This is a genomic window from Neolewinella maritima, assembly GCF_923081025.1.
Lineage (GTDB): Bacteria > Bacteroidota > Bacteroidia > Chitinophagales > Saprospiraceae > Neolewinella > Neolewinella maritima.
In genome coordinates this window covers 243,139-264,377 of record NZ_CAKLPZ010000005.1, presented here as the reverse complement: position 1 = coordinate 264,377, position 21,239 = coordinate 243,139, and the positions used below count along the sequence as shown (strand labels likewise).

The 21,239-nt window shown below is 59.2% G+C and carries 16 protein-coding genes; 9 read left to right on the top strand and 7 right to left on the bottom strand.

Features of this window, described 5'->3' with window-relative positions; translation table 11 throughout:
* Nucleotides 1-32: 32 nt before the first annotated feature.
* The 3 genes from MJQ68_RS16945 to MJQ68_RS16935 form a co-directional block, all read right to left on the bottom strand.
* The gene (locus MJQ68_RS16945; RefSeq protein ID WP_238752350.1) at nucleotides 33-359 is read right to left on the bottom strand and encodes a hypothetical protein; all 327 of its coding nucleotides are present in this window, start codon (nucleotides 357-359) and stop codon (nucleotides 33-35) included.
* Between the two features lie 120 nt (nucleotides 360-479).
* On the bottom strand, nucleotides 480-821 hold the full coding sequence (locus tag MJQ68_RS16940; protein WP_238752349.1) for a hypothetical protein: 342 nt from the start codon (nucleotides 819-821) through the stop codon (nucleotides 480-482).
* Between the two features lie 66 nt (nucleotides 822-887).
* Nucleotides 888-1,934: a proline iminopeptidase-family hydrolase gene (locus MJQ68_RS16935; protein WP_238752348.1), complete on the bottom strand. Its 1,047-nt coding sequence runs from the start codon at nucleotides 1,932-1,934 to the stop codon at nucleotides 888-890.
* 181 nt (nucleotides 1,935-2,115) lie between these two features.
* On the opposite strand from MJQ68_RS16935, the gene MJQ68_RS16930 reads away from it, so the two are divergent.
* The 6 genes from MJQ68_RS16930 to MJQ68_RS16905 all read left to right on the top strand — a co-directional run bounded on the left by MJQ68_RS16930 (nucleotide 2,116) and on the right by MJQ68_RS16905 (nucleotide 7,487).
* Nucleotides 2,116-3,333, top strand: coding sequence for a tetratricopeptide repeat protein (locus MJQ68_RS16930; protein ID WP_238752347.1), 1,218 nt, complete (start codon nucleotides 2,116-2,118; stop codon nucleotides 3,331-3,333).
* 140 nt (nucleotides 3,334-3,473) lie between these two features.
* Nucleotides 3,474-4,358: a sugar phosphate isomerase/epimerase family protein gene (locus MJQ68_RS16925; RefSeq protein WP_238752346.1), complete on the top strand. Its 885-nt coding sequence runs from the start codon at nucleotides 3,474-3,476 to the stop codon at nucleotides 4,356-4,358.
* Nucleotides 4,355-5,521 carry a mandelate racemase/muconate lactonizing enzyme family protein gene (locus tag MJQ68_RS16920; protein WP_238752345.1) on the top strand — a complete coding sequence of 389 codons (1,167 nt, stop codon included), beginning with the start codon at nucleotides 4,355-4,357 and terminating at the stop codon, nucleotides 5,519-5,521. The genes MJQ68_RS16925 and MJQ68_RS16920 overlap by 4 nt, the downstream gene beginning before the upstream one ends.
* A 77-nt stretch (nucleotides 5,522-5,598) precedes the next feature.
* Nucleotides 5,599-6,084 (top strand): VOC family protein, encoded by a 486-nt coding sequence (locus MJQ68_RS16915; protein WP_238752344.1) that lies wholly within the window; start codon nucleotides 5,599-5,601, stop codon nucleotides 6,082-6,084.
* Nucleotides 6,081-6,983, top strand: a complete 903-nt coding sequence (locus tag MJQ68_RS16910) for an NAD(P)-dependent oxidoreductase (RefSeq protein ID WP_238752343.1) — start codon at nucleotides 6,081-6,083, stop codon at nucleotides 6,981-6,983. Before MJQ68_RS16915 ends, MJQ68_RS16910 begins: the two co-directional genes overlap by 4 nt.
* A gap of 90 nt (nucleotides 6,984-7,073) precedes the next feature.
* Entirely contained in the window at nucleotides 7,074-7,487 is a 414-nt protein-coding gene (locus tag MJQ68_RS16905) for a hypothetical protein (RefSeq protein ID WP_238752342.1), read from the top strand.
* Between the two features lie 30 nt (nucleotides 7,488-7,517).
* On the opposite strand, the gene MJQ68_RS16900 is transcribed toward MJQ68_RS16905, so the two are convergent.
* The 3 genes from MJQ68_RS16900 to MJQ68_RS16890 all read right to left on the bottom strand — a co-directional run bounded on the left by MJQ68_RS16900 (nucleotide 7,518) and on the right by MJQ68_RS16890 (nucleotide 15,547).
* The gene (locus tag MJQ68_RS16900; RefSeq protein ID WP_238752341.1) at nucleotides 7,518-10,811 is read right to left on the bottom strand and encodes a VCBS repeat-containing protein; all 3,294 of its coding nucleotides are present in this window, start codon (nucleotides 10,809-10,811) and stop codon (nucleotides 7,518-7,520) included.
* Between the two features lie 92 nt (nucleotides 10,812-10,903).
* Nucleotides 10,904-12,433, bottom strand: a complete 1,530-nt coding sequence (locus MJQ68_RS16895) for a RagB/SusD family nutrient uptake outer membrane protein (protein WP_238752340.1) — start codon at nucleotides 12,431-12,433, stop codon at nucleotides 10,904-10,906.
* 57 nt (nucleotides 12,434-12,490) lie between these two features.
* Nucleotides 12,491-15,547: a SusC/RagA family TonB-linked outer membrane protein gene (locus MJQ68_RS16890; RefSeq protein ID WP_238752339.1), complete on the bottom strand. Its 3,057-nt coding sequence runs from the start codon at nucleotides 15,545-15,547 to the stop codon at nucleotides 12,491-12,493.
* Nucleotides 15,548-15,961: 414 nt separating this feature from the next.
* On the opposite strand from MJQ68_RS16890, the gene pdhA reads away from it, so the two are divergent.
* Together pdhA and MJQ68_RS16880 are read left to right on the top strand one after the other, a co-directional pair.
* Nucleotides 15,962-17,020: a pyruvate dehydrogenase (acetyl-transferring) E1 component subunit alpha gene (gene pdhA / locus MJQ68_RS16885; RefSeq protein WP_238752338.1), complete on the top strand. Its 1,059-nt coding sequence runs from the start codon at nucleotides 15,962-15,964 to the stop codon at nucleotides 17,018-17,020.
* Nucleotides 17,021-17,127: 107 nt separating this feature from the next.
* Complete coding sequence (locus MJQ68_RS16880; RefSeq protein WP_238752337.1) at nucleotides 17,128-17,883, top strand: tetratricopeptide repeat protein; 756 nt, start codon at nucleotides 17,128-17,130, stop codon at nucleotides 17,881-17,883.
* A 7-nt stretch (nucleotides 17,884-17,890) separates the two neighbouring features.
* On the opposite strand, the gene MJQ68_RS16875 is transcribed toward MJQ68_RS16880, so the two are convergent.
* On the bottom strand, nucleotides 17,891-18,631 hold the full coding sequence (locus MJQ68_RS16875; protein WP_238752336.1) for a T9SS type A sorting domain-containing protein: 741 nt from the start codon (nucleotides 18,629-18,631) through the stop codon (nucleotides 17,891-17,893).
* A 157-nt stretch (nucleotides 18,632-18,788) separates the two neighbouring features.
* Between MJQ68_RS16875 and pheT the strand changes: the two genes are divergently transcribed.
* The gene (gene pheT, locus MJQ68_RS16870) at nucleotides 18,789-21,218 is read left to right on the top strand and encodes a phenylalanine--tRNA ligase subunit beta (RefSeq protein WP_238752335.1); all 2,430 of its coding nucleotides are present in this window, start codon (nucleotides 18,789-18,791) and stop codon (nucleotides 21,216-21,218) included.
* Nucleotides 21,219-21,239: the final 21 nt, after the last annotated feature.

Here is a 21,239-nt window from a genome sequence, read left to right as displayed (position 1 = left end):
GGACCTCCTTTACCATAAATCAGATAGGGAACCTAGATCGTGTTAGCCGCATCCGTCAGTTGCTTACCGAGTTGGCGGATCTTATCCGCTTCGCTGCCACTGGCCTTGCTGGCCATGGCGGTGGTGTGCTGACCGATGGAGTCCAGCGCCTCGCGGAGCTTCTTTCCATCCGGATTACTGCTGCTAAGCATTTTCTCCAGGTCGCGGAGTTCGGAGGCGAGGGTCTGTAGGGCGGGATCATTGGTGCCATTCAGGGTGTCTACCCAGCTACTGATGTTGCTGGAGGCACCGGACTTGGCTTGTTGTAGGCCTTGATCGAGGGAGTCGATGGTGGCGTCGAGTTGGGCGGTAGTTGCCATAGTAAAGGGTTGTTTGGTTTCCCTGATGTAATGGAGCCGCTACACCCTTTGTTGCAAATAATAACAATCGGATAAAAGAGTGAATTATATGAACAATAGGGCATCGTAGTGTAAGTGAGCTTACTGCACGTCCATAGATGCGGCGGCGTCCGTCAGCTTACGGCCTAGTTGCGCGAGCTTATTGGAGGTGAGCCCTTCTGCGCGTCCGGCCGCTGCAGTGGTCTGCTGACCCAGCGAGGCCAGGAGCTGCTTGACCTCGTTGGTATTGACCGTATCCGCACCTAGGGCGCTCTCCAGTAGTTGCAGGTCGCCGGCGATCTTCTTCTGGGCCTGGTCGTTGCTGCCGTTCAGCGTACCGATCCAGTTGTGGATGGTAGCGGAGGCATCGGTCTTTGCTTCGTTCAGCCCCTGGTCGAGGGCAGCGATGGTGGTGTCGAGTTCGGTGTTGTTATTGGTAGCCATAGTCGGGTAGGTTAGGGGGTTAAGGGTACACTATGCCAATCGCCGTAGCTGACAGTTGGTTCACCCTTACTGCTCGGCCCGGCCCGTGTCCACCATGTTAATGAAATCGATCAGTCCGGCGAAGTAGCGGGCCTGATCGTCGTACATCGCCATATGGCTCCCTTCGGGCAGGTAGAGCGAGTAGCCATTGGGCAGCTCCTCCGCCATGCTGGCCATGTAGTCGGGGTCCATCGTATCGTACTCCGCGCCGATACACAGCGTGGGTACCTCCAGGTTCTTGAGGTCGTCGAAGCGATCCCAGGACTCCAGCACCGCCCCCTCGCGTATGCCGAACTCGCTAGGTCCCTGCATGGCCAGGTAGATATCGTAGCTCAGATCGCCGAAACCGCGCAGCACGGGTTCGGGCCACTCCTCGGCCGGCATCCGCAGCACGTGCTCGGGGTAGTAGCTGCTCATTAGCAGTTCTTCGTAGCGGGGGTTGCCGTAGTCCTCGGCGGCCTCCAGCTCGCGGATCTCCCTGCGTACGTCGGGGTCTAGCTGCTCCCCCAGCACCTCCTCGGCGTAGCGGTTGTACGCCGGTATGGAGGCCATCATATTGGATACGATGAGTCCCTTCAGCTTATCCCTGTGTGCAAAGGCGTACTCCAGGGCCAGGATACCGCCCCAGGAATGGCCGAGCAGGTAGAAATTATCTGCATCCAGCCCGAGCGCGCTGCGCACCTGCTCCACCTCATCGACGAAGCGGGGGATCGTCCACAGCGTCGGATCGTTTGGCTTATCGCTGTAGCCACTCTCCAGCTGATCGTAGTAGTAATACTCGATCCCCGCCCCGGGGAAGTAGCTATCGAAGGCCTCGAAGTAGGCGTGGTTGCCACCCGGGCCGCCGTGTAGCAGGAGCACTTTTTTATGGGGACTATTACCCACTCGTTTCGTCCACACCCGGTAGTCCCCCGCGGGGGTCGTGATGGGGATCATGCGTACGCCGCCGGACAGCACATCGTCGCGGCCACTAGTATCGTAATAATCAACCGCCTCGGCATTCACCGCATCCGCTACGGGTGGGGTAGGGGTGCAGGCAGTCACTAGCAGCAGAACAACGAGGTAACGTAACATAGTATAGGTCAGGTAAGTACCGTAGTAAGGTAGTAAACCGGGCGGGGCCGCAGGTGCAAAATTATTCATCGGATAAATTACCCGCACCCGCGTACCCCGCCCGGTTTTTCCATGGCCTTGCTATCTTGCCGGTATGTGTGGTATGTACTATTCACGGTATATCGTACTGCGGCGAATGGTAATGCTCCTTATTGGCGTGCTACTGGCTGCCGCGGGCTACGGGCAAATGATCTTTGACGTCACCCAGACCGTCTACTTCGTACCCCGCAGTGACCGTACGGACTACTACGTCAGTATGCAGCTACCGCTGATCGATGCGCGGCAGGGGGTCGAGGTCATGGAGGTGAGTCCCCTACCCACTACGGTAGCGGAGGATGGTTCGCTCTATGTATGGGACAAGCCTATGGCAGACAGCATACACCTGACCTACCGGATTGCGGCCACCCCGCTGCCGGAGTGGGGAAGCGCCGCCGTAGCCAGCGACACCATGGGGGAACGGACGGCCGCCGCTGCCAGTACAGCGGCCTATCCACTACCGAGGCTTGTACGCGAGGACGTCGCAAGAACGGCGCTAGGTAAAGCAGGCCAGCGCGACGAAGCCACTACCATATACCACTTACTTAAGGTGCTGCGCCGGGTGAAGGCTGTACGCCATCCCGAACGGTTCGATCACACGCAGCCACTACTGGAGGATACGTACCGTCGGCAGACCACCGCGCGCCGCAAGCATCAGCTGCTCTCGCTGGGCCTGCAGTACCACGGCATTCCGCACCGCCTAGTCGCCGGCAAAAACCTGCGTTTCGGCGTCGTAGCGGAGAACCAGTTGTGGCTGGAACTCTTTACGGACGGTCGCTGGAGCCGCATCGACCTGGCCGAGCCGAACGAATACCTGCGTCAGGAATCTACCTACCTGCCCTGCACCTACGACTGGCAGGCGTACACCTTTACCCTCCTGGGTCCGCCCGAGCTCGACTGGCGGGGCGAGTACGAGCAAACCTTACTCAAGCTGTGGGCCGATCAGGCACGGGCCGTGAGCGAGGGCGCTTACCCACTGGCGCTGAGCTACCTGGATACTATGCTACAGTTCGCCCCCAAGATGCTGACGGTGGTTGCCGAAAAGGGGCTCGTGATGACACAGTCCGGCGATCCTATAGAGGGAGTGAAATACCTGCAGTACGCCCTCCAACAGGCGAAAAGTAGGGAAGACAAAGCCATGGCGTTCGAGGCCCTGGCTAAGTACTATGCACTGACCAACCAGCCGGAACAGGCCGTAGAAGCTATCGCCCGCTCCCACAGCTATAGTACCTTCAAAATGTACATGGTGTACGAGGACATGCGATTTGCCTCGCTACTCGATAATAAGAAGGTGATGCGAAAATTGAACGGGCTGTATTACTGATATTTCGGGCTTAGCGCATACGGATACTAGATGTGCATAGTAAATGAGGGGGCGTGTACCTGATCGGCACGTATGGATCGGGCCGGACCGACCTAAGCTACTTTATGCTATCTTACTAGTCCACCAACCACCGACCGCGTATGCCCCTAGCCATCCACAACTGGATGCGCGCCGAACCTCTGGAAGCCACCCTGGCCCGGATCGCACCATTGGGCTATGAGTACCTGGAGATTCAGGGCACACCGGCCGACTACGACCCGACCGACGTAAACCGACTACTCGAGAAGTATGGCATCAAGTGCTGGGGATCGGTCACCCTCATGCTCGGTGAGCGCAACTTACTGGCTACGGACGCAGGTGCCCGGGCCCGCTCCGTACAGTACGTCAAGGACATCATCACCATGGTCAAGGAGCTCGGTGGCGAGATGGTCAGCGTGGTGCCCGGCACAGTAGGTAAGATCATGCCCGGGGCACGACCCGAAGAGGAATGGGACTGGGCGGTGGCCTCGCTGCAGGAGTGCTACACCTTCGCCCAGGCGGCGGGGGTGCGGCTCGGGATCGAGCCCATCAACCGTTTCGAGACCTACTTCATCAACCGGGGCGATCAGGCGCTGGCCCTGGCCGAGGCGGTGGGGCCGGACTGTGGTGTCTGTCTCGACATTTTTCACATGAATATCGAGGAGCAGGACCCCCACGCGACCATCCACCGCGCCAAGGACCGGCTCGTAGGCTTTCACGTAGCGGAAAACAACCGCATGGCGCCCGGCATGGGCAGCATCGACTGGCCCGCCCTGGTCGCTACCCTGAAGGAGGTGGGATACACCGGCCCACTCTCCGTAGAGTTTGCCGCCCCGGTCGACCGCACGCCCGCTAATCCCTACCCCGGCAATGTCGATACCGACCCGCAGGGGCTTTCCGAAGAGGCACGTAAATTTCTGGAGGACCACGGTAGCTCCGCCCTGACCGAAGCATTCTATACCATGCTCACCCGTACCTCCGCCGAAACCTTGCTCCCGCTACTGTGAAGATCAAAGCGATCAACGCCTACTGGCTCCGCTGTCCGATCCCGCCTGGCCGACAGTGGCGGTCCGATTACGGTCAGCTGACCCACTTTGATATGACGCTCGTGGAGGTGATCGACGAAGAAGGACTGACGGGCTACGGAGAAGCTAAGGCCGCCGTAGGAGCCACCGGTGCCTGTGCCAGTATCGTCACCTGCATCGAGCAGGAGCTTGCCCCACAATTGATTGGTCAACAAGCTGGTCACATCACCGCCCTCTGGGACCGCGTGTACAACGGCAGCCGCTACCACTACGCCCGTGATCGGGGCCGCGTCTTTCCCATACTCGGTAACCGGGGTACCACCCTGTCCGCCCTCAGTGGCATCGATACGGCCCTCTGGGACCTGAAGGGCAAGCGGCTCGGCGTACCCGTCGTCGAACTACTCGGCGGTGCCTGCCGCGATACCATGCCCTGTTACGCCAGTGGGGGCTGGGCCGACGTGGGTGCCCTCGGCGATCAGCTGAACCGATACGTAGACCACGGCTACGGCGGCGTGAAGATGCGAGTCGGGGTGATGGACGGCAGCCTGCACCAAACGGTAGCGCGCACGGAGGAAGCCCGCCGTGCCCTGGGGCCCGACGTCGATCTGATGGTAGATGCCCACGGCACCTTCTCGGTCAGCGAAGCCCGCCGCTACGCCCGCCTGACCGAAGACCTCGGACTGTACTGGTTCGAGGAGCCCGTCACTTCGGATAACAAAGCGGGCACCGCCGAGGTCCGCCGGGGTACGACCACCCCGATCGCGGCGGGCGAAAGCGAATTCACCCGCTTCGATTTTCGGGACCTGATCACGCAGAACGCCGTCGACGTGCTGCAACCCGACTGTGCCATCGTTGGCGGCATCACCGAAGCCCGCCGCGTCGCTGCCCTGGCCGAAACCTACCAGCTCGAACTGGCTCCCCACTGCTGGGGCTCGGCCTTCAGTTTCATGGCCGGCGTGCACCTAGCCTTCAGCTCCAGTTCGGCCCACTACATCGAGCACTCCCTGGGGGGAAATCCGCTCCTATACGATCTGGTCCTGGAAGCTCCCCTAGTTACTGACGGCCGTATCCAGGCCCCCGATCGCCCCGGGCTGGGGGTAGAAGTAGATGCAGCGTTTTTACGTAAATTCAAGCTACAACCATAGCCACCCGCGACCCCGCCCCCACACCTCCACTCCAACACCTCCAACACCTGCCCTTAACCCCTTAACTCCTTAACCCCTTGGAAATAAACCACGTCACCCTCATCGTAGACCAACTCGAAAAAGCCGCCGCCTTCTACGAATACGAGATGGGCCTGGTGCCCGTTCCCGCCTTCGTATTCGACTACCCTACGGCCTTCTTTCGGATCACGGATACCACCCAGTTGCACCTGAGTGAGTGGGAGGATACGCGGTCCTTCCGCGGTCACCTCTGCCTGCGCGTCGACGATTTCTCGGCGATGTTCTGGCGCTTCAAGGCCCAGGGCCGTATCGATACCGCTCCCTGGGGTAAGGTGCGCCGCCTGCCGGATGGGGCTATGCAGGCATTCATCCGCGACCCGGCCGGTAACCTGCTCGAACTCACTTCCTACCCGGATGCCCCCATCGATCCGAAAATTCTGGAAGACGAGCTGTACCAGGAAGGCCTGTACGTCAGCGGGCGCAATGACTTTCGTGGCTACAAGGCCGAGAACGCTACGCTGTACCATCCCCCCGGCACCGAATGAAGCCTACCATTCTCTTTCTCGAATCCATCGACCCGGCAGCCATGTCGTTGCTCGCTCCGGCAGCGTACGACATTGTGTTGCCCGGCAGTCCACTAGCGGACTACAGCAACGTACAAGCCATCGTCACCCGGGGGAAGGGGCGGGTAGACCGGGCGCTGATCGATCGCTGTCCGGCCCTTCGGGTCATCGCCCGCTGCGGGGTGGGGCTCGACGCTATCGATGTCGACTACGCTACTACCCGTGGCGTACAGGTGGTGAACGTGCCCGGGGCGAACGCCGCCACCGTAGCCGAACACACCCTGGGGCTCATGCTCATGCTGGTGCGCGGCATGTACCGCCTGGTGCGGGAAGTGAAGGACGACAACTGGGACTACCGCAACGACTACGCGGAACAGGAGCTCCGTGGCCTCACGTGCGGCATCATCGGGATGGGCAACATCGGTACCCGGGTGGGCACGCTCGCAGGAATGCTGGGTATGGAGGTAAAAAGTGCGGGCCGGGACCCGGCGGCGATAGAACGGTTGCTGAAGGATAGTAATGTGGTGAGCCTACACGTCCCTCTCACCGAGAAAACGCGTGGAATGATCAATGAGAATGCCCTGAGCATGATGATACCGGAGAGTTACCTGATCAATACGGCGCGGGCGGAAGTAGTGGACGCTACCGCGCTGTTAGAAGCCCTACAGGGCGAGCGACTGGCGGGCTACGCAAGCGACCTGCTACCCGTAGGGCCCCCCGAAATAGTAGCGGAATTGATGAAGCACCCAGCGGTGCTTATCACCCCTCACGCAGCCAGCTTGACTACGCTGACCTACCGGGAAATATCGGTAACGACAGTGCGCAACGTGCTACGCTACCTACACGGGCAGGATGCAGCGCCCGCCCGCCCGCTTGATTAAGAAAATGTAGCGGAGGAGACGCAAACGCCCGGACTAAACCGCAGGGGGGGCTGTACTTTTACTATCCAACCTACTAACCCACGCTATCGTATGACCGATCCACGCCTGTTCTCCCTATTGCTTCTGGTATTCACGCTCACCTTCGCTACCGGCTGTGGTGGGGACGATGAGGACGACGGAGACGGCAACCCCTGTCAGGTCGAGTTGGTAAGCGTGACCGAGTTTGGTGATGATGACTTTACGGTCACGCTACGCAACTCTTCGGCGCAAACTGTCAGCTACAGCATAGCGGTCCGCTACCTGGATGCCGATGTCCAGCAGAGTTTCAACGGTATCGGTGGGGTACAGAACGTGGACCCCGGCACGACGGTAGAGATCGAGACGGTCAGCGGCGGCGGGTTTACCGAAGACGACTACGACTGCGCCCAGATTATCCTCACGATCATTCCCCAGAGCGGCACTGTACTGTGCAATGAGGGACAGATCGGAGCGGACTGCTATTAGGCGCTTGCCTCTATCATAGCGGTCCACTAACTACCTACTGTATGGGTATACCCACCGCCCTGCCGGTTTGAAGTACCGCAGCGGTGCGCTATTTATACCCACTACAGTCAGGCTATCCAGTTGTACTACTGAGCGCGCATCGCCGCGGACTGACCAATAGTCCGGATCTACCCGCAACGTACCTCCTTCCGCAGATAGGGCAAAGCCCGTACCGGCGTCCAGGCGACCGCCCAGTACCTCCAGGGCGTAGTCGTTCTGCACCGCGAGCAGGGCGGTACGACCGTTCGGCAGCCGGACCGGCAGCGCGTCCCGAATCGGTGCCGTTTGTGCGGACTTGGGCAGGTAGTGGGTCGTAAAGTGGCCGCTGCCGTCGTTTTCTAGGTACACCGAACGGAACTCCTTGGCCTGCAGAAGGAAGCCCTTCTCTCCAAGCGGCGGCATATTCTCCGCCGCCCAACTACCGTACATAGCGTAAGTCGTAGCCTGCTTCTTAAAACCAGGCAACTGTCGGCCCAGCGTATTGCGGGGATGCACGGGGTGCGCATGGTCGGCTATGTACATGGTCATGATGGGGTCCAGGGTGCCGTTGTCGTCGTAGTCGGCTACGCGTAATTCGAGCGGCTGTTGCGGACTGGCGTGATAGGCGCTGTTGAGTCCGACGTTGCCGGCGAGCAGATCGGTATCTCCGTCTCCGTCCAGGTCGGCAGCGGAGAGGCTGTACCACCAACCGGCGAGCGCTTCGTCCGCCGCCTGAGCCTCCAGGGTGCCGGTACGGTTGAGGTACACCGTGGGGGGAGCGTATTCACCTACCGTCATTAGGTCGGGTAGCCGATCGCCGTTCAGGTCGGTCCACACCGCGTCCGTCACTAGACCCGCTGCGACCTGTTGACCCACTACGTACTTTCCTCCCTCGTTGCGTAGTACGTAAGACGCTTCCGCCTCCGGGTAGGCACCCGCCCGGTAGGCGCTACCCACGAAGAGATCCTGGTCACCATCTCCCTCCAGGTCGGCGGCTACGGCTGTGGCCGTCACGGTGAACAGTGCAGGAAGTACATGCTGCGTAAGCTCCAGGGTGCCGCCTACGTTCGCGTACAGCAGGTCGCGGTAGTACACCTCCCGCCCCGTAAATTCTCGACTGCCGTTGCCTACGAAGAGGTCGGTGTCTCCGTCGCCATCGTAGTCCAGGGTGACTAGTGTAGTGGCCTCACTGGCCTCGCTTCCTTCCAGTACCTGTACTTCTACGAGGCCGTGTTTGGTTTGCCTATAGATTGTAGTAGGCTCACCCGCGGCCCCTCCTACGATAAGCTCACTTCTTTTGTCACCGTCCAGATCCGCTGCTGCCAGGGCCGGACCGTCATGACTCCGATCCCGCACCGCCAGCGCGAAATTGTCAAAATCACTGTATGGGCTCTCTACGTGAGTAGGTCCCGCTAAGTGCTGCTCGCGTAGGGTAGGTGAGGCAGCCTTCACCCAGTCAGGGCGGCGGCGCGCAGGTGCGGTGCCTTCCCCAAAGGACAGGCGAACGCATTGATCGGCCGTGATCTTTGTCCGCTCGGTGACTCTGCCGTCCGGCCAGATGACCACTAGGGTATCTACCGCCGTACTGGTCCCCAACCCGAAGTGCAGCAGGGCATCTACGGTGCTTAGGTAGCCCCGCTGCCGCTGCTGCTCGGCGTAGCTGTGCTGCCCCTCCCCGTAGCTGAGGTAGACCTTTGCGCCCAGGGCGTCTAGATTGGTGGGTGGACCGTCCAGTTGCAGGAGGAGGTAGTGGGTGCTGTCCGGCGCACGTTCGCGGCTCTGGTTGCGGTACAGACCGGCGGGTTCGTTAATATTATTGGTGACCAGGTCGAGATCGCCATCGCGGTCGAGGTCGACGTATACCGCCCCATTGGAATACGTCGGCGTCGGGGGAAGCCAGTCGGAGGCAAAGAAGTCCAACTCACCTCGGTTACCGAACACGTAGTTGGGCTGGTGGACACCAGCTAGCTTATGGAGGGCAGCTAGGGTGTTCTGCATGATCGCCTCATCGGTACCGAACATGGCGGTTTGCTGGGCGAAGTCGACGAAGTCCCGGTTGGTCACGTCGCGCAGGTAGCCGTTGGAGATGAATACGTCGCGGTGACCGTTGTTGTCGAAGTCGGCGATCAAGGGCGCCCAACTCCAGTCGGTGGCGGCGATACCGGCCAGGAAGGCCAGGTCGCTGTAGGTACCGTCGCGGTTGCTGACCTGTAGCGTATTGCGCACGTACTGCCTCACATAGCCCCGCTCCTGGGCCCTGGCGTCCAGTTGAAAGGGGATATCCGAGAACATGGTTTTCTTGCGCAGGTTATCGTCGGGTAGCATATCGGCGGTGACGATGTCGGGGTAGCCATCGTTGTTAAGGTCTGCGGCATCTACGCCCATCGAGTTTTTGGAGGTGTGCACGAAGGCCTGCCTGGCCCGCTGCTGCAGCCGACCCGTAGCATTGAGTAACAGCGCATCGTCAGAGATGAAGTCGTTGGCGACGTAGAGGTCGGTGGTACCGTCGAGGTTGAAGTCGTGGGGTACTACGCCCAGTCCCCAACCTTCCATCTTGATGTCGTTGGTGCGGGTGAACTGGGGACCGTCTACCTGGGGACCGTCGTTGCGGTACACTACGTCCAGGCTAGGGGCCGTGCCGCTGCTGTCCGTGCCGCGCAGGGTTTTGCGGCTGGCTGATTCGATGGCATTATTGAGAAGGTATAGGTCCAGGTCGCCGTCCTGCTCCAGGTCGAACCAGGCAGAGTGTACGCTGTAGCTGGGGTTGTCCAGCCCGTACGCCGCGGCTGCTTCCCGGAAGGTGGGGGTGCCATCCTCCCCGTTACCCTGATTGATGAACAAGAGGTTCGGTGCGTTAAGTGCGCCGGTGGGGTTGAGGACGGTGAGATATAGGTCTGCAGATCCATCGCCGTTTACGTCGTGTACGTTTACTCCGCTGATCCAGCTGCTGGTCGTGAGGCCGGCTAGCTCGGTCACGTCGGTGAACTGCCAGGGGGCGAGTTGCAAATACAGCCGGCTACTTACCTTATTTCCGCCAAAGAATAGGTCCGGTAGCCCATTGCCATCGAAATCACCCACGCCTACGCCACCTCCATTATAGAGGTATTCGTTGTAGAGGATGTTGGTGGTATCGTCTTCGACAAGTCGGTTGACGAAGTGTACGCCAGTCGTGGCGGCTGACTGGGGTTCGAGCAGGGGGGGCGGTGTAGCCTCACACGCACAGAACAGGACGATCAGTACGGAGCAGGCCAGCACGGTTGTGCGGTGAAGTAAATCGGGAGCCGATCTAGCCTGAGCAGTACGCATATATGGAGCGAGCGGATAAAATAGAAAAGGATCGCTTTACGGAAAAGCGATCCTTCTCGGTAGCGGTGGTTGAGGATAGACTTGCTGGAGGACTAGTTGTAGCCGGGGTTTTGATCGGCCTGGGAGATTAATGGATTGTTGATGATCTCGTCCAGTGGGATGGGCAGGAGAAACTTTTGGGCATTGTAACCAAGCAAAGCCTCTGCATTTACGATGCCAGCTTCGTGCCAGCGGCGTAGGTCGCGACCGCGGACCTGTTCGGTCACCAATTCGACGGCGCGCTCGAATACGATGGCGTCCATAATTTCGTCGGCCGAGCCGTTTGGGATACCGGCCTCATCTAGCAGGGGTGCACCGACGCGGGCGCGAACCTGATTGATCAGGTCACGGGCCCGATCCAGATCGCCGCCGGTGCGGGCTTCGGTCTCGGCCAGTAGTAGCAGTACATCGGCATAGCGCATAATGATCAGGTTTGAAGAGGTGAGTTGAAAGCCCGGCACTTCCTCTCCACGGTAGTAGATCCCGTACTTGTAGAAGTTGGCGAGCACCTCCTTACCCGCATAATTGATCGGAGCGCTGTTCGCATTGATATCAATCACAAATTCCTTATTCGGACCGTAACGCTCGCCGTTCAGGATGATGATCTCATCCCAACGGGGATCGGTGTAGCTGTCTCCCTTATCCACGTGAGGAATTAGATCGATGAGCGCCTGGCTAGGCACGGCATTACGCCAGAACGGACCGTACTCCTGAGCGCGGGCACTCTGGGAGTTTGGGCCACCCCAGCTGCTGTCACCGGAGTCATCCCAGTTGTAGCCACCATTAGGAGCGAAGATGACCTCGAAGAGCGCTTCTCCAAGGAAGTCATTCTCAACGATGAAGTTATCGCCGTAATTTTCTAGGAGGAAATACTTATCCATAGCGACAATATCATTCAAGACCTCCCTAGCCTCGACCAAATCTCCACTTTGCATTAGACTACGGGCCAAGAACCCCCGGGCACTACCCTTATTTCCCCGACCTAAGGTGCGGCTTTCGGCTAAGTTTTCGACGGCGAAGCGCAGGTCGGACTGGGCCTGGGCGAATACGTCTTCGCGACTCGATCGGGGCTTGTAATCTTCCGTAGAGAGCGAGCGGGTCAGGTAGATCGGCGCGCCACCCCATAGGGTAGCGATCTCGTTATATGCCCAACCCCGTAAGAATTTGGCCTCGGCCTCAAACTCGGTTTTCTTTTCCTCGCTCACCGTTGTATTGCTGGCGATCCCGTCCAGGGCCGTATTCATTCGGTGGATCATATCATAGAGGGCATCGAAAAGCTCGCGGACGTGGCGGCTACTCGAATTCTGCTGGCCCAGGTTCAACTCCGGTGCAATCTGCATTGCCGAGGTGGCCGTATGATGATCGTCCATCAGATCATGCATTATATAGTAGTGCCGCAGGGTCAGATGTTGCGAGCGCATAGAAGCGTAGCCCGAGATAATGGCTGCATCGAGCTGCCCTTCACTCTCGAAGAAATCCTCCGGGTCGATCCGGTTCGGGTCCAACTGAGTAAGATCGTCTTCGCTGCAGCTGTAGTTAACGAAGAGTAAGACCACTATGGATAGTATACTTGTTAAGCGCATGATTGCATGTTATTTGATGTACTAAGAGCGCTGCCGAAGGGCAGTGGTCGTAAAATGTCAGAAACCAAGTTGAAGGCCGCATAGGAACGATCGGGCAACCGGATAGCGACCGGCGTCGAAACCGACCAGACCACCCGTGATCTGCCCGATTTCCGGATCTAAACCGCTGTAGCCAGTTAGTGTAATGGCGTTCTGTGCACTTATGTAAACCCGCAGGTTAGCGATGGGCGAATCACCGCCAAAGGGCATTCTGTAGCCTAAAGTGATATTCTTCAGGCGCAAATAGGAGCCGTCTTCCAGAAAACGGTCTGACATTCGACGGTTGTTATTTGGATCCGTCAGCGCGACACGGGGCACATCCGTGCTGGTATTCTGCGGCGTCCAGGCGTCGAGAAACTTTTCGGGTGCACCATTGAACAGCCGCGTCGTCTGGTAGCGTAGTGAACGAAAGCCGTTATAGATGTCATTGCCCTGGCTACCCTGCAGGAACAGGCTCAAATCGAAGTTGCGCAGGCTACCGGTAAAGTTCAGCCCGTAGGTAAAGTCAGGCAGGTAGCTTCCCAGAATGACCCGGTCCTGCTCGGTGATGCGGCCGTCGCCGTTCTGGTCTACGAATCGGACGTCACCGGGGCTAGCGTTGTCTTGAAACGAGGTGGAAGGATCATCGTCCAGTGCATTGGCCGCGTTGATCTCATCCACGCTTTGGTAGAGTCCGTCGGTTTCGAAGCCGTAAAAAGAAAAAACCGGGTCACCGACGCGAGTGATCGTAGGATCGAACTCGCCGGTATATCCCTGTCCAACCTCGTCGCGACCGAAAAAGATGGCGCCATCTTCTACCGCCAGACGCAGCACTTCATTCGTATTGGTGCTCAGGTTAGCCGATACATTCCAAACGAAGGTCTGACTTCGAGGACTGAAGAACTGCCCCTGGAACTCTACTCCCGTGTTGCGCATCGCCCCGATATTCACCGAGGTACCGTCGGGGCCGAAGGAGGGCGACAGGGGAATATCGAGGATTAGGTTATCTACCTCGCGGTCGTAATATTCCATGCTGAAGTTGAGGCGGTTGTTCAAAAAACCTACGTCAAGACCTACGTTGAGCATATCCGTGATCTCCCAACTCAGTTGTGTATTAGCTAGATCGTTGATGTATGCACCGAGAACCGGTACGCCGTCACCCCCGAGTACCGCGCCGATCGTCTGCTGAATTGGGGCCTGGAAGTTATATGGATTCAACCCGATGCTACCCGTCCGGCCATAGCTGACGCGTAATTTCAGGGTAGATACCCGCGTATCCCGCATGAAGGGCTCCTCACTGATCCGCCAGGCCACGGCGCCGGCGGGGAATATCTCCGTCCCGTTGCCCGGGGCGAAGATCGACGAGCCGTCGCGGCGTACGCTACCACTAATAAGGTAACGTCCCTTGTAGCCATAGGTAAAGCGGCCTAGTGCCGACTGAAGAACCGTCTTACGCCGTGTAGTGGTACCGGCCGTGATCGTAGCTCCTTCCAGATTGACCAAGCCGTTAGTCGTATGATTGCCCTGCACACTCATAAAACCGTTGTAGCTCTCCTGAATTTCTCCCACAGCGGTAGCATTGATACTGTGGTTTCCTATGATGCGGTCGTAAGTCAGCTGCCCACTGTAAAGGGGGGAGTAATCATTGGAGCGCTGCTCAGTAATCACGTTGATATCATTGCTGACCGTCGCTTGGTAAATAGGATCCTGGTTATACGTCCGGAATATTTGGTTGTTGGCGGAAATGAGGACTCGTCCTGTCAATCCTCCTATAATATCGTACTCCAGGGCAGCGGTACCGAATAGGCGGGTGGTACGCGTGCGGTTGATTTCCTGCAGGGCATTGCGGATCGGGTTGCGTGGGTCGGCACTGTCCAGGCCCTGCTGAGCGCCGTTGAAGCCTCCAATATTATTGGGGTTGCGGATTGGCAAATACGGGATACTCTGTACGGCATCGCGGAGCAGGTTATTCTCCAATCCGTTGCGTTCATCATTGGCTATACTTAGTGTTTGGGTGAATCGGAAACGGCCGCTTTCCACCAGGTCGTGGCGGCTATTTATGCGAAAGTTGAAGCGCTCGTACCCGCCGCCTATGATGACGCCTTCCTGCCTGAGGTAACCGAAGGAGGAGAAGAAGCTGCTTCGATCGCTACCCCCACTGACGTGGAGGCTGTTCTGCGTCAGCAGGCCGTCTTGAAACAGGGCATCCTGATAGTCGACCTGCTGTTGGCGGTAGGGGACCGTCTCACCCGGAGGCACTTCATCGAGGGGCCGGGCCAGGGGGATACCCGAGAGTACCTCTGCGTAGTCTACGTAATCCGCCGTAGAAAATCCTTCGTACCGCTCCGGCTGCGTCTGTACGCCCAGCGTAGTCTCGGCCGAAATACGGATGGGCTGATTGCGGCTGCCCATTTTGGTCGTGACAAGCAGCACCCCGTTGGAGGCGCGCGATCCATAGATGGCTGTTGAAGAAGCGTCCTTCAACACCGTGATACTTTCCACATCACGGCTATCGAATTGATTGAGCCCTCCGGCACCGGGGACTCCGTCGACCACGATGAGCGGGCCGGAGCCGAAGTTGATAGAGCCGATACCGCGCACTTGAATCTGGGGGGCGTCGCCCGGAGCCCCATTAGCGATAACCTGTACACCGGCCAGTCGTCCCTGAATAGCCTCCCCAAGGTTGGGAGTAGTCACTTCCGTAAGAGCTTCGCTGTCTACGGCACTAATAGCCCCCGTAACCGACTCGCGGCCCTGGCTGCCGTAGCCTACGACAACGATCTCGTCGAGTAAGCCGGCGTCAGTACTTAGAGTGACATCGATACGGTTGCGCCCGTCGATCAGTACCTCCTGAGATCCGAACCCCGTGTAGGAAAAGCGTAGCGTCCCATCGGCTGGGGCCGAGAGCGTATAGTTTCCGTCCAGGTCCGTGATGGTACCCGAGCTGGTACCTACCACCACTACATTGACACCCGGTAAGCCCAGACCGGCATCGTCGGTTACCGTACCGGTCACGCTGACCTGCGCCCAGGCCGTGGCGCTAAGGGTACATAGAAGGAACAGCAGGCCGAGGCTCCTGAGGTATAGTTTTTGCATCGATCGGTGGGTTCGTACAACTAGTGTAGAGGAAGATTACGTTCAGCCGTACCCAGACTGTTTGCGTCACACTGTGCCACTCACACTGCAGGCGTATAGGCTCGTAAGCTAATATACAGGGATGTATATTGTCAAGTACACTTTTGTATTTATAAATGCTATTTAACCTACTTGAAGAGCATTATTTGTCGCTTTACGACCAATTTTGGCATTTTCCGCCCCGTATCACGTACAGTGGTGTACAACCGGTCCACCTCAACCCACCCGTGGTATGCATTCGATCCGCACTGTATCTACGGTACCTAAACTAAGCTCCCCGCGTGGGGTTGTATGAGGCGGGCGGTCGGGAATGGCCGCTGCGTCCTATATTTAGCCGTAACATTTACCGAAGCCAGCGAAATTTCGCCCCTAGCCATGGAGACAGCTCAGCAAGACAGCCCCAAGACCTCTCGCCCATCTACGACCGCTAAACCCAATGGTGTAGCGAAGGGCACCACCTACAGTAAGGAACAGTACCTGGAATGGTATACCCTAATGCTGCGTATCCGCCGCTTCGAAGAGCGTGCCCTGATGGCCTACGGGCAGCAGGACGTGCGCGGCTTCTGCCACGTCTATATCGGACAGGAAGCCGTAGCCGCCGGCATCGAGAGCGCCCTGACCAAGGACGACGGTATCGTAACCGCCTACCGGCAGCACGGTACGGCCATCGGACGCGGAGTAAGCACCAAGCAGGCCCTGGCCGAACTCTACGGTAAGAGCACCGGTATCGTCAAGGGTAAGGGGGGCTCCATGCACTTCTTCAGCCGCGAGAACAACTACTACGGCGGCAACGGCATCGTAGGGGCGCAGATCCCCATCGGTACCGGTATCGCCTTTGCCGAAAAGTATAAAAAGACCAAGAACCTCTGCGTAGTGATGTTCGGCGACGGAGCATCCCGCCAGGGTGCCCTCTGGGAAAGCTGGAACATGGCTATGACCTGGAAGGTGCCGGCCCTCTACATCTGCGAGAATAATGGTTACGCCATGGGTACCAGCGTAGAGCGTACCAGTAACGTCACCGACCTGAGTCAGCTGGGTGCCAGCTTCGATATGCCCAGCGAGAGCGTCGACGGCATGGACCCCGCCGCCGTACACGAGGCCGTAAGCCGTGCCGCCGAGCACATCCGGTCCGGTAAGGGTCCCTACTACCTGGAGATCAAAACCTACCGTTACAAGGGGCACTCCGTCTCCGACCCCGCCCGCTACCGCGAGAAGGACGAGGTGAAGACCTACCAGGACCGCGACCCCATCAAGGTGACCGAGCGCACTATCCTGGAAAATGGCATCGCCACCGAAGCGGAGATCAAAGCCATCAAGACCAGTGTCAAGGAAGAGATCGCCGAGGCTGCCAAATTTGCCGAGGAAAGCCCGTACCCGGAGGGCGCGGATCTGTACGCGGACAACTACTCCCAGCCGTACCCCTTCCTGACCTAGGGCATCGCCGGCGGGCATCACGTACTTAGTTGTGGAAGTTGCGTCCTATCTTTGCGCGACTTTTTCGACCCCGCTCCAGTGTGGAATGGGTAGGAAGCTAGACTGTTATGGCAAAAAAGAACAACATCGGTCGTCGGCCGACCGGCACCCCACGGGGCGGGCGCAGAAATGCAGGAAACGAAGGCGATCAGGTCCGGATCGAAGAGGATGATACCCTGGTTGATATCGTAGAAGTACGCGATCAAGGGCTCGATTTCTTCGAGCGCAACCGCACGATCATCATCGGTGCGGTGATCGCGCTGATCGTGTTGGTCGCCGCTGCCCTGCTGTACCAGACCTTCATCAAGGCCCCCGCGGAGCGCAATGCCGCCGAGCAGATGCAACAGGCTCAGTACCAGTTTGAGCAGGACAGCTTCAGCCTTGCCCTGACCAATCCCGGGCAGGGATACCCCGGCTTTCTGGATATCGCCGACGAGTACGGCAACACCAAGGCCGGCAACCTGGCCAACTACTACGCAGCCGTCAGCTACCTGAACCTGGGCAAGTACGACGCTGCCCTGGACTACCTCGAAGACTTCGACGCCGAGGGCGAGCTACTACCCGCCATGAAGGCCGGTGTGCGCGGTGACCTGCACAGCGAGCTCGACGACTTTGACGCCGCCATCGAAGATTACGAAGAAGCCGTAGAGGAAGCCGGTGACAACTACGTCACGGGTGGCTACTACCTCAATAAGCTGGCCTTACTGCTGCGAAAGGAAGGACGGACCGACGAAGCACTCGCCGCCTTCGAGCGCCTGAAGGCTGACTTCAGCCTCAGCAACGAAGCGACCCAGGCCGATAAGTATATCGCCACCCTGCGGTAAGCGGGGCTCAGGCACCGAACGCCCGGTGAAGCAAGCGCAGCGTCTTGAGCTTCTTGCCCGTCGTATCGTAGATCGAGATTAGGTACAGCCCGTCGGGCAGCTTGCGAATATCGTAGCCGTTCACATCGGCCGGCCCGTCGAACGAGCGGATCTGGCGACCGAGCGTGTTGGTCACCTCGATACGACTGATCGTAGTACCCTGGGGCGTCTCCACGAAGAAGCGCTCCGTAGCCGGATTAGGATATAGCCGTACCGAAGTAGGGGAGGGGGCCGCCACCGGCACCACGGCCCGCTGACGAATGACCGTACTGACCCGCGCGGTAGCCAGCGTGGCACCGGGAACCGTAAGGTCGGAAAACTGAAGTTCGGTACTCCCGCTACCCGTCACCCCATCCGGCCGCAGTACCACGTAGAAGGTAGCCGACTGTCCGGGGGCCAGTGGAATGTAGCGACCGTTCTCCTGCTCATTTGCCGATAGTACGTAGGGGGTCGTGCGGCTCAGTCGGTCGAGCGCCCGGTAGCTCCAGGCGGCGGGTTGGGGCCGGCGCACGGTCTGCCGCGCCAACCGGATGCTCCGCCCCGAATTATTGGTCACTACTATGGAGGTGACATCTTCGAAGTGCTCCTCCAGGTTATCTACCACTACCTCTTTGTTGATCTCCGCGGGTTCCACGCGGAGTACGCCCCCATCCTGCGCCTGTAGGCAGGTGCACGTAAGGAAGATCAGCAGCAGGTAGAGCGTTTTCATATAGGCAGTGGGGACGTATAGGAAGGTATGTTCCCTATCCGCAACGGCGTGGTAGCAGCAAGGTTAGTGAGTTGACAATAATAATCCGCCCCGGGGCACTTTTCCCTCCGTATAGCTTGAATTTAACATTCATTTACTTCCCTACCTTTGCCCGCCTATGAAAGTATCACTCAACTGGCTGCGCGAATACGTAGACCTGGAGCTCGCCCCCGAACGCATCGGTGAGGTGCTTACCGGCACCGGACTCGAAGTGGAAGGAATGGAAAAGGTAGAGTCCGTACCCGGGGGGCTGGAGGGTGTCGTAGTCGGTCACGTGCTGACCTGCGGCAAACACCCCGGTGCCGACCGGCTCTCGCTCACCACCGTCGATATCGGCCGCCAGGAGCCCGTCACCATCGTCTGCGGCGCACCCAACGTGGCCGCCGGTCAGTACGTACTGGTGGCTACTGTAGGAGCCATGCTGTATCCCACCGACGGCGAACCCTTCCGGATCAAGAAGGGCAAGATCCGCGGTGAGGTCAGTGAAGGGATGATCTGCGCCGAAGACGAGCTGGGCCTGGGCACCGACCACGACGGCATCACCGTACTCGACCGGGCCTACCCTCCCGGCACCCCCGCCGCCGAAGTGTACGAGCTGGAAACCGACTACGTCTACGAGATCGGCCTGACCCCCAACCGCTCCGACGCCACCAATCACCTGGGCGTAGCCTTCGACCTGGCCGCCACCATGAGCGTCGAGGCCGGCGAGAAAGTCAGCGTACGCAAGCCGGATACCTCCGCCTTCACCCCCGGCACCGCACCGGCGTTCCCCGCCCGGGTGCTGGATGCGTGTCAGGCACCCCGCTACGCCGGACTGGTCATCGAAAATCTGCAGATAGCACCTAGTCCCGACTGGCTGCGCGCCCGTCTACATAGCATCGGCGTGCGGCCCATCAACAATGTGGTAGACGTGACGAACTACGTACTGCACGAGTACGGCCAGCCCCTGCACGCCTTCGACCTGGACAAGATCGGTGGGGGGCAGATCGTCGTGAAGAAACTGCCAGAGGGTACCGTATTCAAATCCCTCGACGGGGTAGACCGTAGCCTCTCGGCCGACGACCTGGTCATCTGCGACGGCAACGAGCGGCCCATGTGTATCGCCGGCGTATTCGGTGGAGCGGATAGCGGGGTGAGCGAGGGCACTACCCGCATCTTCCTGGAATCGGCTCACTTTGCGGCCGGTACCACCCGCCGCTCCAGCATGCGGCATACCCTGCGTACGGATGCCGCCCGCATCTTCGAAAAGGGCAGCGACCCCAACGTCGCCGTCGAAGCCCTCAAGCGCGCCGCCTTGCTGCTACAGGAGGTGGCCGGCGGTAAGGTGAGCAGTCAGTTGCTCGACCTGTACCCCGCCCCGGTGCAGCCCCTCGAGGTGGACGTGCGCTACCAGCGGATCACGGACCTGATCGGCGTAGACCTCGGTCGGCAGCGGGTACGCACCATTCTGCAGAGTATGGATATGGAGATCGTGCGCGACAGTGACGCGCAGTTCACCGTAGCCGTGCCTACGAACAAGGTGGAGGTGACGCGGGAAGTCGACGTGATCGAAGAGCTGCTGCGCATCTACGGCTTCAATAAGATCCCGGAACCAGAGATGATCACCACGGCCATGATCGTGGCCCCGCACCCCGACCCCAATACCCTGCGCGAACTGGTGGGTGATCTGCTCGCCGCCAACGGCTACCTGGAAATGATGGCGCTGAGCCTCTCCGAAAGCCGCCACTATGACGGTCGCGACGACCTGGTCGGCATCAATAACACCAGCAACGTCCACCTGGATATCATGCGGCCTGACCTGCTGTTGTCGGCCGTAGAAGCCGTGCGGCACAACCAGGCCTTCAGTCAGCGCGACCTGCGCCTGTTCGAGTTCGGCCGCAGCTACCACCTGGAGGGGCAGGATTACCGCGAGGTCAACCACCTCAGCCTGACCCTGACCGGCCGCCGTCAGCCCGAATCCTGGCATACGGCCGGTGATCAGCAGCCCGGGGCGACCTACTACACCCTCAAGGCCGCCGTAGAATTGGTGCTGCAACGGCTGGGCATCGATAACTACCGGACGGCGGAGGCGCCTACGGAGCAGTTCGCCTACGGCCTGCGCTACCACAAGGGACCGCTGGAACTGGTGGACTTCGGCGCGGTCGCCGGTGCGGTGCTGGCCCGGGGGGCGGTGAAAACGGATGTATTTTATGCTGACTTCAACTGGGACAATCTGCTGCGGGTGCTGCCCAAGAAACCGGTACAGGTCACCACGCCGGGCAAGTATCCTACGGTGCGGCGCGATCTAGCCCTGGTGCTGGATGGCTCGGTCACCTTTGCGGACGTAGAACGGCTGGCGCGGAAGGCCGGCAAGCAATTGCTGAGCGCGGTAAATTTATTCGACGTCTACCGCAACGACGAACAGCTGGGCGCGGACAGGAAAAGCTACGCGGTGAGTTTTGTATTCGAGAGTGCGGAGCGAACGCTGCAGGACAAGGAAGTAGACAAGACCATGCGTGCGATCGAAGGATCGTTGGTCAAACAACTGGGCGCGGAGGTTCGTCGTTAATGCCTACCTTCACCCCGCTAG